The sequence below is a fragment of the Pusillimonas caeni genome, assembly GCF_003545815.1.
Lineage (GTDB): Bacteria > Pseudomonadota > Gammaproteobacteria > Burkholderiales > Burkholderiaceae_B > Pusillimonas > Pusillimonas caeni.
Genome location: NZ_PDUW01000015.1, coordinates 43,511 through 57,840, shown reverse-complemented (window position 1 = coordinate 57,840; position 14,330 = coordinate 43,511). Strand labels below are relative to the sequence as shown.

The 14,330-nt window shown below is 62.8% G+C and carries 15 protein-coding genes; 4 read left to right on the top strand and 11 right to left on the bottom strand.

Going from position 1 to position 14,330, the window contains the following annotated elements; all coding sequences use genetic code 11:
• The 3 genes from CSC67_RS20825 to CSC67_RS20815 form a co-directional block, all read left to right on the top strand.
• Window positions 1-2,330, top strand: a 2,330-nt coding sequence (locus tag CSC67_RS20825) for an efflux RND transporter permease subunit (protein WP_118996394.1), incomplete at its 5' end; no start/stop codon positions are given.
• Between the two features lie 305 nt (window positions 2,331-2,635).
• Window positions 2,636-3,277, top strand: a complete 642-nt coding sequence (locus CSC67_RS20820; RefSeq protein ID WP_118996393.1) for a phosphoribosyltransferase — start codon at window positions 2,636-2,638, stop codon at window positions 3,275-3,277.
• 89 nt (window positions 3,278-3,366) lie between these two features.
• Complete coding sequence (locus tag CSC67_RS20815) at window positions 3,367-4,710, top strand: erythromycin esterase family protein (protein ID WP_118996389.1); 1,344 nt, start codon at window positions 3,367-3,369, stop codon at window positions 4,708-4,710.
• 52 nt (window positions 4,711-4,762) lie between these two features.
• On the opposite strand, the gene CSC67_RS21480 is transcribed toward CSC67_RS20815, so the two are convergent.
• The 3 genes from CSC67_RS21480 to CSC67_RS20800 form a co-directional block, all read right to left on the bottom strand.
• A complete protein-coding gene (locus CSC67_RS21480; RefSeq protein ID WP_209304361.1) occupies window positions 4,763-5,644 on the bottom strand; it encodes a BON domain-containing protein in 882 nt (293 codons plus the stop codon).
• 100 nt (window positions 5,645-5,744) lie between these two features.
• Window positions 5,745-6,314, bottom strand: a complete 570-nt coding sequence (locus CSC67_RS20805; protein WP_118996388.1) for a cob(I)yrinic acid a,c-diamide adenosyltransferase — start codon at window positions 6,312-6,314, stop codon at window positions 5,745-5,747.
• A complete protein-coding gene (locus tag CSC67_RS20800) occupies window positions 6,314-7,123 on the bottom strand; it encodes an AraC family transcriptional regulator (protein WP_118996387.1) in 810 nt (269 codons plus the stop codon). Before CSC67_RS20800 ends, CSC67_RS20805 begins: the two co-directional genes overlap by 1 nt.
• A 112-nt stretch (window positions 7,124-7,235) precedes the next feature.
• Here CSC67_RS20800 and CSC67_RS20795 point away from each other — a divergent pair, with 112 nt between their 5' ends.
• Window positions 7,236-8,225, top strand: a complete 990-nt coding sequence (locus CSC67_RS20795; RefSeq protein WP_118996386.1) for a bile acid:sodium symporter family protein — start codon at window positions 7,236-7,238, stop codon at window positions 8,223-8,225.
• An 18-nt stretch (window positions 8,226-8,243) separates the two neighbouring features.
• On the opposite strand, the gene CSC67_RS20790 is transcribed toward CSC67_RS20795, so the two are convergent.
• From CSC67_RS20790 to CSC67_RS20755, 8 genes are all read right to left on the bottom strand, one after another.
• Window positions 8,244-8,834 carry a malonic semialdehyde reductase gene (locus CSC67_RS20790; protein WP_118996385.1) on the bottom strand — a complete coding sequence of 197 codons (591 nt, stop codon included), beginning with the start codon at window positions 8,832-8,834 and terminating at the stop codon, window positions 8,244-8,246.
• A gap of 5 nt (window positions 8,835-8,839) precedes the next feature.
• Entirely contained in the window at window positions 8,840-9,715 is an 876-nt protein-coding gene (locus tag CSC67_RS20785; protein ID WP_118996384.1) for an alpha/beta hydrolase, read from the bottom strand.
• A complete protein-coding gene (gene dapA / locus CSC67_RS20780) occupies window positions 9,693-10,622 on the bottom strand; it encodes a 4-hydroxy-tetrahydrodipicolinate synthase (RefSeq protein ID WP_167752987.1) in 930 nt (309 codons plus the stop codon). Before dapA ends, CSC67_RS20785 begins: the two co-directional genes overlap by 23 nt.
• A 31-nt stretch (window positions 10,623-10,653) precedes the next feature.
• Window positions 10,654-11,448, bottom strand: coding sequence for an ABC transporter ATP-binding protein (locus tag CSC67_RS20775; RefSeq protein ID WP_245220319.1), 795 nt, complete (start codon window positions 11,446-11,448; stop codon window positions 10,654-10,656).
• An 11-nt stretch (window positions 11,449-11,459) separates the two neighbouring features.
• Window positions 11,460-11,861, bottom strand: a complete 402-nt coding sequence (locus CSC67_RS20770) for a VOC family protein (RefSeq protein WP_167752986.1) — start codon at window positions 11,859-11,861, stop codon at window positions 11,460-11,462.
• A 59-nt stretch (window positions 11,862-11,920) separates the two neighbouring features.
• Entirely contained in the window at window positions 11,921-12,688 is a 768-nt protein-coding gene (locus CSC67_RS20765; RefSeq protein WP_118996381.1) for an ABC transporter permease, read from the bottom strand.
• An 81-nt stretch (window positions 12,689-12,769) separates the two neighbouring features.
• On the bottom strand, window positions 12,770-13,306 hold the full coding sequence (locus CSC67_RS20760) for a VOC family protein (protein WP_118996380.1): 537 nt from the start codon (window positions 13,304-13,306) through the stop codon (window positions 12,770-12,772).
• A gap of 10 nt (window positions 13,307-13,316) precedes the next feature.
• Window positions 13,317-14,324: an ABC transporter substrate-binding protein gene (locus CSC67_RS20755; protein ID WP_118996379.1), complete on the bottom strand. Its 1,008-nt coding sequence runs from the start codon at window positions 14,322-14,324 to the stop codon at window positions 13,317-13,319.
• Window positions 14,325-14,330: the final 6 nt, after the last annotated feature.

Sequence of the window (14,330 nt, the reverse complement as noted above, 5' to 3'; positions counted from 1 at the left end):
GCGCAGCAACCGAGAACGGCCGCGAGGTCGTGCTGGGCACGGCATTCATGCTTATGGGAGAAAACAGCCGGGCCGTCTCCCACGCGGTCGACAAGAAAATGCAGGACATCAACCGCACGCTGCCCGAAGGGGTAAGCGCGGTGACTGTATACGATCGCACGGTGCTCGTCGACAAGGCGATAGCCACCGTCCAGAAGAACCTGTTCGAAGGCGCGATTCTCGTCATCGTGGTGCTGTTCCTGTTTCTGGGCAATATCCGCGCGGCGGTGCTTACGGCGCTCGTCATTCCATTGGCCATGCTGTTTACCTTCACCGGCATGGTTTCCGGCAATGTCAGCGCGAATCTGATGAGCCTCGGAGCCCTCGATTTCGGCATCATCGTCGATGGCGCGGTGGTGATCGTCGAAAATTGCATAAGACGCCTGGCCCATGCGCAAACCCGGCTCGGCCGGCCGCTGACGCTTCCAGAACGCCTGCATGAAGTGTTCGCCGCATCGAAAGAGGTGCGGCGGCCGCTGATATTCGGGCAGCTCATCATCATGATCGTGTACTTGCCCGTCTTTACCCTGACGGGGGTGGAAGGCAAGATGTTCACTCCCATGGCCTTCACCGTGGTGGCCGCGCTGCTGGGAGCGATGATTCTCTCCGTCACCTTCGTGCCCGCGGCGGTTGCCTTGTTCATCGGGAAGCGCATCGCGGAGGGGGAGAGCATTTTCATCCGCGCCGCCAAGCGGGCCTATCGTCCCGCCCTGGATATGGCGTTGGCCAACAAGCCCGCCGTGCTGGCCTTTGCGCTCGTCGCGGTCATGCTTTCCGGTCTCATCGGCGCACGCATGGGAACCGAGTTCATTCCCAGCCTGAACGAAGGAGACTTCGCCATTCAGGCGTTGCGCGTGCCGGCCACCAGCCTGACTCAGTCGGTGGAAATGCAGCGGCAACTGGAGCGCAAGCTGATCAAGGAGTTTCCTCAAATAGAGCGCATATTCGCCCGCACGGGCACGGCCGAGGTGGCTTCCGACGCCATGCCGCCCAATATCTCCGATGCCTACGTCATGCTCAAGCCTCGGAGCCAGTGGCCCGATCCCAGTTTGCCGCGCGATGAGCTCATACGCCAGGTGCAGGCCTCAGCCGCGCGGCTGCCCGGCAGCGCTTACGAGTTCTCCCAACCGATAGAACTGCGTTTCAACGAATTGATTTCAGGCGTGCGTTCGGATGTCGCCATCAAGATTTTCGGCGACGACATGGAAGTGCTCAGCATGACGGCGGCGCAGATTTCCCGGGTAATAGAACAAATGCCGGGCGCCTCGGGTGTCAATGTCGAACAGACGACGGGACTGCCCGTACTCACTGTTTCCATAGACCGTTCTCAGGCGGCCCGCTACGGGCTGTCGCTTCAAGAGGTGCAGGACGCCGTAGCCGTGGCCGTTGGCGGACGCGAGGCGGGCACGCTGTTTCAAGGCGATCGGCGCTTTGCGATGGTGGTGCGTTTGCCGGAAGCCTTGCGCAGCGATGTGGACGCCATCAAACTATTGCCGATTGCGCTGCCGGCCGACTCGGGCGGCGCCGTCAATCAGATTTCACTCGGCTCGATCGCATCGCTGGAAACGACCGCCGGTCCGAATCAGTTCAGCCGGGAAAACGGCAAACGCCGGGTAGTCGTCACGTCCAACGTTCTGGGACGCGACATAGGCTCCTTCGTCGCTCAGGCGCAAGAACGCATCCAGAGCCAGGTACAAGTTCCGGCCGGATACTGGGTGGAGTGGGGCGGAACGTTCGAGCAGCTTCAGTCGGCCACATCGCGGCTGCAAATCGTGGTGCCGGTCGCCCTGTTGCTCGTGTTCATCCTGCTGTTCATGATGTTCGACAACATCAAAGACGGCCTTTTGGTATTTACCGGCATTCCTTTTGCGCTTACCGGCGGCATCGTCGCGCTTTGGCTGCGAGGCATTCCCTTGTCCATTTCCGCAGTGGTGGGCTTCATCGCTCTGTCGGGGGTGGCCGTGCTGAATGGTTTGGTGATGCTTTCATTCATCCGTGACCTGAGAGACAAGGGCCTGCCGCTGGACGCGGCGATCCGCGAGGGCGCGCTGACTCGTCTCAGGCCGGTATTGATGACAGGGCTGGTGGCCTCATTGGGCTTTGTGCCCATGGCGCTAAATACCGGAACCGGCGCAGAGGTGCAACGTCCACTGGCCACAGTGGTGATCGGCGGCATTATGTCGTCTACCTTTCTGACATTGCTGGTGCTGCCGGTCTTGTATCAGTTGAGCCATGGTTACTCGTCAGGCGTGACAAGAGCCATCGAAAAGCGGCTGCAGGATCCCGCATGACTCATGCCGACGACCATGCAAGAGAAGCCTCAAAGCGGCGGGCTGAAGGAAGGGGCCGATACACCCCAAACTTAACTTTACATAATATACATTATGCGTCATTTATGGAGCCTTCAGCCGATGGCCGTTTCCGAAATGCTTCGGCGATCGTCTTGCATAAATGCTTCTGAAGCTGGGTAAAACGCCGATGCGCCATGCCGCGCCGTGAGGCCGACGCGTGCCGCTCTGGCGTGGCCTGATGGCCCGGCTCGCAGGCATCCGGTTTGCTGCTGATCGATTTCCGAATAGATCGGAGCTTGTGCGACATGTCTCCTATATTCAGCGACCGCGAAGACGCCGGGCGGCAATTGGGCGCCGCCATGCCCGCACACTATCGGGAGCGCGAAGACGTCATCGTCCTGGGCTTGCCGCGTGGCGGCGTTCCCGTTGCCCGGCATGTGGCCAAGGCCCTGGATGCGCCGCTGGACGTCCTTATCGTGCGCAAGCTGGGGTTGCCCGGCCACAAGGAATACGCCATGGGCGCCATCGCGTCCGGCGGCATCACGATTCTGGACGACAGGGTAGTCGACCATATGGGCGTGACGCGCCAGGCCGTCGACATGGTCCGGAATGCGGAGCAGAAAGAGCTCGAACGCCGGCAACAGCGCTATCGCGCCGGCCGCCCTCCCCTTGATCTGGCCGGCAGGACCGTCATCCTGGTGGACGACGGTCTTGCCACCGGCTCGACGATGCAGGCGGCCGTGGCGGCCGTGCGCCGTTCGGATGCGGCAGCGGTGGTGGTTGCTGTGCCGGTTTCTTCCGCAGAGGCCCGCGAAACCCTCCGTGCGCAGGCGGATGACATTGTCTGCCTGCTTGCTCCCCAGTCGTTTCAAGCAGTGGGGAAGTGGTATGCGTCCTTCCCGCAAACCAGCGACGAAGAAGTCAGCGCGATACTCGCCGGCCGGTAGTGGGACTGTTGCCACGAGAGCGCGGCCCGCGCCTCGCAGACCGCTGCGCAAGGCCCTCTTCTACAGCGTTCAACCCATGGGACACCGACATGCAAGACCCTGCCCTTAATCTACGCCGGGCCGCCCTTCCCCTTCATGGCGCGGGCGACCTGGCGCCTTTGCTCGACGCCATCGGCGAGGCCCGCTATGTGATGCTGGGAGAAGCATCGCACGGCACGCACGAGTTCTACACCTGGCGCTGTGCGTTGACCAAACGCCTCATCCAGGAAAAGCGCTGCGCCTTCATAGCGGTCGAGGGAGACTGGCCGGACTGCTATCGGGTGAATCGTTACGTCAAGGGCTATCCCGATTCAGGCGATAGCGCCGAAGAGGTCTTGCACGCCTTCGAGCGCTGGCCGACCTGGATGTGGGCCAATCGCGAAATCGCCGAGCTGGCGGAGTGGCTGCGAAGGCATAACGAGACCTTGCCGGAGGAGGAACGGGTGGGCTTCTATGGGCTGGACGTCTACTCGCTGTGGGAATCGATGGAAGCGGTCGTCGACTACCTGGAAGCGCTGGACCCGCAGCTGGCCCGCGATGCGCGCGAAGCCTACAAATGTTTCGAGCCCTATGGCGGCAACGCCCATGCTTATGCCAGAGCGACGCTGATGGCTCCCCGAAGCTGTGAAAAAGAAGTCGTCGATGTGTTGCGCAAGCTGCGCGCGCGCGTAGCCGAGTACAAGGACGACGGCCGCGAGGCCTGGTACAACGCCGAGCAGAATGCCTTGATCGCGCGAGGGGCCGAGGAATACTACCGCGCCATGGTCAGGGGCGGGCCCGATTCCTGGAATGTCCGCGACCGCCACATGATGGAGACGCTGGAGCGCCTCATGGCCCATCACGGTGAGCAGGCTCGAGCCGTCATTTGGGAACACAATACACATGTGGGCGACGCACGCTATACCGACATGGCGCAGGCCGGCATGTTCAACCTTGGCCAATTGGTGCGCGAGGACCACCCGGGGCCCGAGCAGACTTTCTTGCTGGGCTTCGGAACCCACCGCGGCACCGTCATGGCCGGCCGCGAATGGGGTGCACCGATGGAGCGCATGCAGGTGCCGCCCGCTCGCGAAGGCAGTCTCGAAGACCTGCTGCACAAAGTCCTCGATGCGCCCGGAGAAGCCGGCGACGAGACCTTGCCCGGAGCGCTCATGCTGATCTTCGACAACCCCCGCGACGCCGGCCTCGCAGGCCTGGATGCCGTGATCGATCACCGCGCGATCGGCGTCGTCTACGATCCGCGCGCCGAACGCTGGGGCAATTATGTGCCCACCGTCGTAACCCGGCGCTACGACGCCTTCATCTTTACGGATGCGAGCCGCGCGCTCGACGCACTGCATTTTCCGCCCGACGTGCCCGAACAACCGCCGGAAACATGGCCGAGCGGAATGTAAGCGCAGCCGGGATGATGCGGCGGCCCATCAGGCACTCGGCAGAGGTTCTGCTTTATGTCGAAGATCGCTGTCCGCCAGATGCGCCCTGGACGCCGCCCGAGGATGCGTCCGCTTGATTGCCGCGTGAAGCCGGTTGGCCGCCGCCTGCGAAAGTGTCCCGCTGTACGCGTATACGATTGTCCACGTCCTGCACGCCGATGCAGTCGTCAGCGCAATCCTCTATTGCGTGTTTGGCGTAGCGGTCGTTGACAGTGCCCTGCAGGGTAACCTTGCCGTCGGACACCTCCACGGAAACCTCACTGACATCGTATCCGCTGCGGCTGAGGTGTTCGCAAACGTCTTCACGTATGCGCTCGTCGGAACGTTTGTAGTCTTTCGGCATGCTTCTTTGCATTCCATAGCGGCGCTCTTGCTGCGTGCCCTGAAGACCCGGAGTCCTGACATTGCGCCAGTTGGGCTGGCCTACGCCAACAGAACCGAAATCATCGTCCCGATCGTAACCTTGGCGTTGGCGGTCGTACCCGCCGCCTTGGCCGGGGTAGCCGCTATAGTTGCCGCCTGCATTGCGGTCGTAATCTCCGTAGCCGCCCTGCCCGCGGCCCCGGCCGAATTGTTCTTCGCCGCCAAACTGGCCTCTTTCGCGAGACCTCATTTGCCGGCCATAGCCGCCTTCCTGGCCGGGGTAGCCGAATTGGCCGTAATCGCCGCCTTCGCTGCGGTCGTAGTCGCCGGATTCGCCATACTCCCGGCTTCGGCCGAACTGTTCTTCGCCGCCAAAGCCGCCTCTTTCCCGGGCCCCCATTGGTCGGCCATAGCTGCCACGTTGGCCGTAGTCGTGACCACCGCCTTGTCCCTGGCCAAACGAGGACTGACGCCCGTAGTCGTCGTCGCGGTCAAAGCCTGGCTGCCGACTTCTCTGATAATCGTTGCGCATGCTGCTCTCCTTGCCTTTAAAGGGTTTCAGAACATTTCCGAAGAAAGCCTTACGGACGTGTTTTGAGCAATGATCGCAGCAAAAAATGTACCCTCGGCGCCTAATCTGCCTGCCGCTCGTGCTTGGTGCGGCTCCACAGGACGTCGGGCCGGCCGGCGGCGCGGTTCAGCGCCCTGGCCAGGATGAAACAAAGGTCGGACAGGCGGTTGAGATATTGCTTGAGCGGCTCATTCGCGACGCCGGCTTCCGCCGCTTCCATCGCAACGACCGAACGTTCGGCCCGCCGGCACACAGTGCGGGCCACATGCGCGAGGGCCGCCGCGCGCGTGCCGCCGGGCAGAATGAATTCCCGCAACGCACCCAGTTCCGCGTTGTGCCGCGCCACCGCTTCGTCGAGAAACAGCACATGCTCGTCCAGGACGGCCACGTGGCCCGGGATGCAAAGCTCGGCTCCCAGATCGAACAGATCGTTCTGTACGCGCGCCAAGAGGGCGTCGATGCCGGCGGGCACGGCCTCGGCGCGCAGCAGGCCCAGCATGCTGTTCAATTCATCGACGTCGCCCAGGGCGGCGATGCGCGGGGCATCTTTGGGGGCGCGGCTGCCATCGCCAAGGCCCGTCGTGCCTTGGTCGCCCGTGCGTGTGGTGATTTTTGACAGACGTGTCGCCATTATCGTGAGGTCCTTTTACCGGCGCCCTGCGCCATGGGAAAGAATTCGCCGGGCGTACGCCCGAACTGCGCTTTGAACGCTGCAATGTAAGCCGAAACGCTACCATAGCCGCAATCGAAAGCCACGTCGGTGACGGACTGCCCCCGCTCGAGCAGGGGCAATGAGTGCATCAGCCGCAGCCGCTGCCGCCACTGGCGATATCCGAGCCCCGTCTCGTGCACGAACAGGCGGCTGAGCGTCTTGCGCGACACAGACAGGCTGCGGGCCCAATCGTCCAGCGCATCGTCGGCGCCGGGCCGCGCCTGCAAGGCCTGGCAGATCGCCAGTACACGCGGCTCGGAAGGCCAGGGCAAGGACAGCGTAGTGGCGGGCGCCGCGGCCAAGCGGTCCAGCAGCACGGCGGCAAGCCGTCCTTCCGGGCCTTCGAGCGCATAGTCTTCGGGCAGCGCGCTGAACTCGCGGATCAACTCCCGCAACAGATCACTGACTTCCAACACAAAGCACGCGTCGCTGCTCCGGGACACCGCCTGCGGGTCGACATAAAGACTGCGTATCTGTGTCTCCCGCGAGGCATAGACCTGGTGAGGGACCCCGGCGGGAACCCAGATGGCGCGATGCGGCAAGGCGACGAAGCGCCCTTTTTCCGTAGCCACCTCGAGCACGCCGCGCACGGCATACGAAACCTGTATCCATGGATGGATGTGGCGATAGCCGATGACCCGATTGGACAGCGACTCCGCATGCCCATAAAGCGGGCGCGGAAGCCGGTTCAGGCCGGCCAGGTCGGTGTCCTCGATGGAATGCTCCATATCGCTTCCGCTTGGCGTACGCAACGCCCTTCAAGCCTCACATGTCCTTTTACCTACATTATGCCGCTCATTAGCGTTAGCGGGAAGTTCCGGGCTAAGGTAAGGTGCGTCCATGAACCGACTCCGCCTGCTTTTCGACAACTTCACCCTTTTATTGATCGCCGTGGTGGTCGCCGCGACGCTCGCGCCGGCGCATGGCGCCGGCGCCGTGATATTCGGCTGGATCACCGACCTGGCCATCGCCCTGCTCTTTTTCCTGCACGGCGCGAAACTGTCGCGCCAGGCCATCATCGCCGGCGCCACGCATTGGCGGCTGCACCTGCTGGTCTTCGCCTTCACCTTCGTGATGTTTCCGCTGCTGGCGCTGCTTCTGAAGCCGGCGCTGGAACCGGCGCTGGGCGCGGCGCTGTATGTCGGCGTGATGTATCTGTGCTGCCTGCCCGGAACGGTGCAATCGGCCATCGCCTTCACCTCGCTGGCGCGCGGCAACGTCCCCGCGGCGGTATGCAGCGCCTCGGCCTCGAGCATCATCGGCATCGTGCTTACTCCGCTCCTGCTGAAGTGGATGCTGGGTTCGAGCCCGGGCGCGTCTTCGACCCTGGACGCCATCCTGCACATCAGCGTGCAATTGCTGCTGCCCTTTCTGGCCGGCCACCTGGCCAGGCCCTGGATCGGACGATGGATAGACCGCAACCAGCACTGGCTGCGCAATGTGGACCAGAGCTCCATTCTGCTGGTCGTCTATACCGCCTTCAGCGCCTCGGTCATCGGCGGCTTGTGGCGCGCCGTGCCTCCCCCGGCGCTGCTCGCGCTTACCCTCGTGTGCTGCGCCCTGCTCGCGCTCGTGCTGTTCATCACCACCTGGACCTCGCGAAAACTGGGCTTCAATACCCAGGACGAAATCACCATCGTCTTCTGCGGTTCGAAGAAGAGCATGGCCACCGGGGTGCCCATGGCGCAAGTGCTGTTCTCGGCCGGCGCCGTCGGCCCCGCCCTGCTCCCGCTCATGGTTTTTCATCAGATCCAGCTCATGGTATGCGCCGTGCTGGCGCAGCGATATCGACAGCGCGGCCAGGCGGGCGAGGCGCTCGAAGCCGGGTGAAGAGGCCCGTCTCGCTGCCTACAGGATACGGCAGGCCTCGTCGAAATCCAGCCGCGGCAAGCGCGGGAACAGTCCAGCGGGGTCGCCGTGGCCGAGATTGCACAGAAAATTGGTCCTGACCGCTGTGCCGGCCCAGAACTCGCGGTCGACGCCCGGCGCGTCGAACCCGGACATCGGCCCGCAGTCGAGCCCGATACAGCGGGCGGCAAGGATGAAATAGCCGCCCTGCAGGCTCGAGTTCTGAAATGCGGCTCGCTCGGTCCGCGCGCTGTTCCGTGGATCGGAGAACAACGCATGCATGGCGGGACTATGAGCGAACAATCTGGGCAGGTGGCGGTGGAACTCGGTGTCGTAGCCGATGATGGCCGTCACGGGAGCGGCCATGCTTTTTTCGACATTGCCGCTGGACAGATAAGGCTTCAGTCTGGCTTTGGCGTCCGGAGAACGCAGGAACAGAACGCGCATGGGCGCACAGTTGGCGGAAGTGGGCCCCCATTTCGCCAGCTCGTACAAGCGATGCAGCTGCCCGTCCGAAACGGGTTCGTCCGTCCAGGCATTGTGGGTGCGCGCAGTGCGAAACAATGTATCCAGTATCGAGTCGGGAATCATGCTGTTCAGGGTTCGGTCAAAACATCGAGCGCGGCATTGAAGATCAGCCCGTTGCGGTGGGCCAACTCGTCCAGTATGGTGAAGTGATTGCGCCGGGGACAAACGACTTGTCCCGCATGAACGCCGGCCCAGCGCTCGGCGACTATCGCCGCCTGCTGATGAAAGCCCTGATTCTCATCGCTTCCAATGGCCGTCAGAAGCCGCGAGCGTGGATGAGGGCTGAGTAAGGCCGGGCTTGTTTCCGCCGCGGCATCGCGCGCCATCCCGCTTACAGCGGTCACCGAAGGCACATCCAGCAAGGGGGCGAGGTCGTACAGCCCGCTGACGCTGATGACGGCGGTCACCGGCTGCGCCGTGGCAAGATCAGGATCGAAATGCGACCAGTCCGTCGCCAGCAGCAGCGTGGCCAGATGGCCGCCTGCGGAATGGCCGCAGGCGTACAGGCGCCCGCGCTCGCCTTGCCAGCCGGCGCGGTGCCGATACAGCCACGCCGCAGCAGCCCTTACCTGGTTCGCCATCGTACCGATCGAAGCTTGCGGGTGAAGCGCATAGTTGACCGCAGCGACGGCGTAGCCGGCCTCGACGAACGCGGGAGCGATCCATGACGCATCGGATTTATCCAGCGAGCTCCAGTAGCCGCCATGGACGTACATGAGCGTGGCCGCGGCGGTTCCCTGCGGCAGGAAGAGGTCGAGCCTCTCCATGGCATGCGGCCCGTATGGAATGTCGAGCCGGCAATTGCCGCGCTGCCCGCATTGCGCGCGATACGTTGCCGAATCGCGCGCCCAGCGTTCGAATATGCGGAGATAGTCGGGCGTAGCGGCGCGCGCGTTGTAAAGCGCCTCACTGCCTGCCCCCTCAATCCGCCTGTGCGTGCGCACCCGTGTGCTCCTTCGATGCCAGCATCGCGATCCGGCTCACCACGGCCTCGACCTCGGCGCGCGCCTGTTCGGTCAACGGCATGATGGGCGGGCGAGCGGGACCGGCGCCGCGGCCGGCCAGCGCCATGGCCTCCTTGATGACCACGGGAAAAGATCCCAGTGCCCAGGCGGCCCGCAGCGGAGCAAAAATATTCGAGATGCGCAGCGCCGCGTCGTGGTCGCCCGATCGGCAAGCTTCGTACATGGCCACCATCAATTCGGGAAACACATTGGCCGCGGGCGAGATGGTTCCTTGGGCGCCGTGGCGCATCATGGCCAGTGCAATGGTGTCGCGACCGGAGAACAGCAGCGCCGGCCTCGGAGCCAGAAGCTGGAACTCGATGGACTGAGTAAGGTCGCCGGCCGAATCCTTGATGCCTGCGATGTTCTCAGCGGCACTCATGCAGCGCGCCAGAGTCCTCGGCAGAACGTTCACACTGGTACGGGGCGGATTGTTGTACAGCATCACCGGAAGACGGGTCGCCCTGGCCACCGACGTGTAATGCTCGATCAGTTCCTCCTGGCTGGGCTGCACGAAATACGGCGTGATGATCAATGCCAGGTCCGCTCCCATGGATTCGGCCGCCCTGGTCAGCTCGATCGCCCGCCGAGTCGTCACCCCTCCGGTTCCCGCGTATACCGGCACCCGTCCGTCCGTGGCCTCAATGGTTTTTTCGAGCAGCAGCAAATGCTCTTCCATGTCGAGGGAGAAGAATTCGCCCTGGCTGCCGGCCACCGAGATGCCGTGCACGCCCGCTGCAATATAGCCCTCGATCAGTTCCGGGATTCTGTCCGCATCGAGTTCATGATTGCTTTTGAAAGGCGTTGCCATGGCCGGCACGACGCCGTGAAATTTCGATATGTCCATCTTGTCTCCGTTGTGTTGAAAGGGAAGCCCTTCAATCGACTCCCATGATCTGTCCCAGCCGGGCGACATAGCGCCCGAACTCGACTGATTCCTTGCTGGCCCGGGGGTCTCTTGGCCGCGGCAGATCTATCCTGATGTCCTCGATGATGTGCCCGGGGTGTTCGGACATGACCAGTATCCGGTCCGACAGGAATACCGCCTCTGCAATGCTGTGCGTGATCAGCAGCACCGTCTGGCGCATCTCCTGCCATAGGCGCAGCAGTTCGACGTTCAGTTGGTCGCGAGTCAACGCGTCCAGCGCGCCGAAAGGCTCATCGAGCAGCAGCACCTTGGGCCGTGTGGCCAGGATCTGGCCCAGCGCCGCCCGCTGCCGCATTCCGCCCGAGAGCTGATGCGGGTAGCTGTGGCGGAACTTTTCCAGCTTGAGCACCGGAAGCAGCGCGTCGACGCGCGCGTCCAGTTCTTTTCTGGGCAGATTGCGCACCTCGGCGGCGAGCCGTATGTTGGCTTCCACGGTGTCCCACGGCAGCATGTTGTGGGTCTGGAACACGACTCCGACGTCGTCCGACATGTCAAGATGGGACTGGCGGTGCCCGAAGATGCGCACCTCTCCGCCCTCGTCCGGGTCCAGAAGGCCCGACACGACCCGCAACAGCGTGCTCTTCCCGCAGCCGCTCGGGCCGAGAATGGACACGAACTCGCCCCGCGGCACCGTGAAACTGACCTCTTGCAAGGCCTGGACCCTGACGTGGCTGTCAAAGGTCTTTCCCACCTTGTCAACATGGATGGCAGCCTGTGCGCTCGGGTCTGCATGATCGACTTTCACAGATGCCTTCCTTATTTCTTGGCGCCCACCCAGCCGCCTTCCGAGATGTCGAAGATGATGCCGTCGGGGTCGCGGAACTTCATCTCGTAATAGAGACTGCTCTTGTCGTGCGGGAGATCGAGAAAAAAGGTTCCACCATTGGCCTCGATAACCTGCCTCTGCTCGTCGACGTCGTCGACCCAGAAGCCGAAATGGTGCGTGCCCACCCAGTCTTTGCCGCGCTCCAGGCCTGCGGCTTCGTCGGTTTTGTACTTGAGCAGCGCAAGGCACACTATCCCATCGGAAAGATATACGCCGTCGGCAATGGGCGAATACGTTGGTTCGACAATTTCCATGTCGAAGACCTTGCTGTAGAACTGCGCTGCCTTCTCGGGATCGGAAACAGCCAGTGCGATGTGTCGCAGCTTTGCCATGATGTCGCCTCCTTGAGCGAATGAGTTGTATGCGTAATGAAATCTCGGCGGTCGGGCCGTCAAAGCCCGCGCCACCATACCCGCTTGGCGATCAGCTCGATGACCAGATAAAGCAGAGCGGCCAAAGCCGAGACCGTGATCAGCGCCGCAAAAAGATAATCGGTGCGGGCATTGGCCGTCGTGTTCAGGATGAGATGCCCCAGGCCGTGCTCCGAGCCGACGAACTCGCCCACGATGGCGCCGATCACGGCCAGCGGCATGGCTTGCTTGCAGCCGTCCATGATGGAAGGCAGGGCGGAAGGGACATACAGGCGCCTGAACATCACCCAGCCCGGCGCGCGTATGGCCCGAAAGTGTTCGATCAGGTTGAAAGGGGTGGCGGCCAGGCCCCCCATCGTCGCAATGACGACCGGAAAGAAGGCAAACAGGAACGCCATCAGTATCTTCGAGATGTCTCCATATCCGAACCAGATGATCATGAGCGGCGCGAGCGCGATCTTGGGTATGCCCTGGAAGACGACGATGAAGGGATAGATCGTGCGCCTGACGAAGGACCACGAGTGGATGATGGCGCCAAGGACCACCCCGGCCGCCACGGCGCACACGAAACCGGCCAGGACTTCCCGGGTAGTGATCCAGGACTGCAGCAGAAGATTGGCCTTGTTGTCCCACATGCTTTTCAGCACGCTGGACAAAGTGGGCAGCAAGTAAGGCTTGATGTTGAACAGATCGACGGCAAGCTCCCACAAGACGGCGAATACGACGAACACCATCAAGGGGTCGACATAAGCGCGCCAGCGAGTCCGCCGCCTCGGCGATCGTTGCATGAAAGTCTCCTGAGATTATTGTTATGGTGGCGACGGGCCCCGCCCGGCGCCGTGCGCTGTACGCGCGACTTCGCAAGGCCGTCAATCGGTCTTTGCCGGCCCCCACTCCGGAGGCGGCACGACGAACCGCCTGAACTCCCATTGATCGAAGGCATGTATATCGTTGGGCCATACGCGCGGGGTGTGGGGCTGCTCGGGCGTGACCTGCACCATTTCCGCGTAGAACTCGCAATAATTGCCGTCGGGGTCCTCGAACACGAGGAACAGGTTTTCGCCCGGCCCGTGCTTTCCCACGCCTCTGACGATGGGCACCTCGTGCTCCTGCAGGTATTTCGCCGCGGCCTCGATTTCCTCGAGAGACCCCAGTTGATACGAAAAGTGCTCGAGGCCGGGACGGCCGGGCCGATACGTATGCTCGTGCAGCGGATGGCCCGGCGGTATCTGCGCCAGCGCCAGATCGTGGTGATCGGCGCTGCAGCGCAGAAAGGCCATCTGGTCCTCGATGTAGTCCGACACCTCCAGACCCACCATCTTGGTGTAGAACTCGACCGATTTGCGCAGATCGCGTACGTTCAGCACCACGTGCCCGATGCGCCGCGGCTTGGGACGGTTCGACATGACGCCTCCGTTACTTCAGCAATGCGTTGGTATAGACATCGTCGACGTTGACCTTGCCTTCGAGGTCGAACGCCTTGTCCACGAACTGGACGGTGGAGCGCATGCGATCCGGCTTTATATAGCCCAGCCCCTGCTCCTTCGCGCTCTGGTCCACGATCAGGGTGTTCATTTCCTTGATCTGCTGCAGGGCGACGTCCGGGTCGACCACGGGGAACATCTTGACCATTATCTGCGCGGCCTGCTCCGGGCTCTTCAACGCAAATTCGAATCCGGCATACGCGCCGCGCAGGAATTTCCGGACCAGCTCGGGATTCTTCTCGATGAGTTCTTCGCGCGTGGCAAAGCCGCTGCCGTAGGCGTCGAGGCCGAAATCCGCATAGTCGATCCAGCCGAGTTCGACGCCCGCCTGCGCCGCCCTCCTTTGGATCACGGCCCGATTGCTGGCCAGCCAGCACTCGGCCAAGTCGATGCGCCCCTCGACCAGCGAAGCGTCGATGACGGCGGGGTCCATGCGCAGCAGGCGGATGAAGTCGCGCGGCTTGCCGTTGAGCTCCAGCCACGCGGGCACGACGCTCTGCACCGGCGAGGCCGAACCGCCTCCCATGGACAGCCCGCTCAGGTCGTTCAGCTCTTTGATGGAGTGCCGCTTCTTGTCGAAACAGATGCCGGCCGGCCACCGGGTGTTCATGGCGCCCACCATGCGGATGTGCCCGCCATTGGCGCGGTTCAATATGAGGCTGACCGGATCGACATACCCGAACTCGTACTGCCCCTGGTCCAGCTCGTTGGCCGTGCGGTTTCCACCGTAGCCGCGCACGATGTTGACGTCGAGGCCTTCCTTCTCGAACAGCCCCTGGTCCTGTGCCACGATGACGCCGATGGAGCTGCCTTGCGGCAGCCATGCCATGTTGTAGGTCACCTTCTCGAGCGCCACGGCCGGCGCGCAGGAAAATGCCAACGCGACACATAAGGCGAAGCCTCTCGCGATGGAGTTCAGTCTGGTTTTGTCGGTGCGCATTGCTTG

What these genes read in the sequence shown, in the direction of transcription:
- CSC67_RS20815 (WP_118996389.1), top strand. Translation starts at nt 3,367, where the DNA reads ATGCAAGACCCTGCCCTTAATCTACGCCGGGCCGCCCTTCCCCTTCAT.
- CSC67_RS20770 (WP_167752986.1), bottom strand. Translation starts at nt 11,861, where the DNA reads ATGGCAAAGCTGCGACACATCGCACTGGCTGTTTCCGATCCCGAGAAG.
- CSC67_RS20805 (WP_118996388.1), bottom strand. Translation starts at nt 6,314, where the DNA reads ATGGCGACACGTCTGTCAAAAATCACCACACGCACGGGCGACCAAGGC.
- dapA (WP_167752987.1), bottom strand. Translation starts at nt 10,622, where the DNA reads ATGGACATATCGAAATTTCACGGCGTCGTGCCGGCCATGGCAACGCCT.
- CSC67_RS20755 (WP_118996379.1), bottom strand. Translation starts at nt 14,324, where the DNA reads ATGCGCACCGACAAAACCAGACTGAACTCCATCGCGAGAGGCTTCGCC.
- CSC67_RS20765 (WP_118996381.1), bottom strand. Translation starts at nt 12,688, where the DNA reads ATGCAACGATCGCCGAGGCGGCGGACTCGCTGGCGCGCTTATGTCGAC.
- CSC67_RS20790 (WP_118996385.1), bottom strand. Translation starts at nt 8,834, where the DNA reads ATGATTCCCGACTCGATACTGGATACATTGTTTCGCACTGCGCGCACC.
- CSC67_RS20800 (WP_118996387.1), bottom strand. Translation starts at nt 7,123, where the DNA reads ATGGAGCATTCCATCGAGGACACCGACCTGGCCGGCCTGAACCGGCTT.
- CSC67_RS20760 (WP_118996380.1), bottom strand. Translation starts at nt 13,306, where the DNA reads ATGTCGAACCGTCCCAAGCCGCGGCGCATCGGGCACGTGGTGCTGAAC.
- CSC67_RS20795 (WP_118996386.1), top strand. Translation starts at nt 7,236, where the DNA reads ATGAACCGACTCCGCCTGCTTTTCGACAACTTCACCCTTTTATTGATC.
- CSC67_RS20820 (WP_118996393.1), top strand. Translation starts at nt 2,636, where the DNA reads ATGTCTCCTATATTCAGCGACCGCGAAGACGCCGGGCGGCAATTGGGC.
- CSC67_RS21480 (WP_209304361.1), bottom strand. Translation starts at nt 5,644, where the DNA reads ATGCGCAACGATTATCAGAGAAGTCGGCAGCCAGGCTTTGACCGCGAC.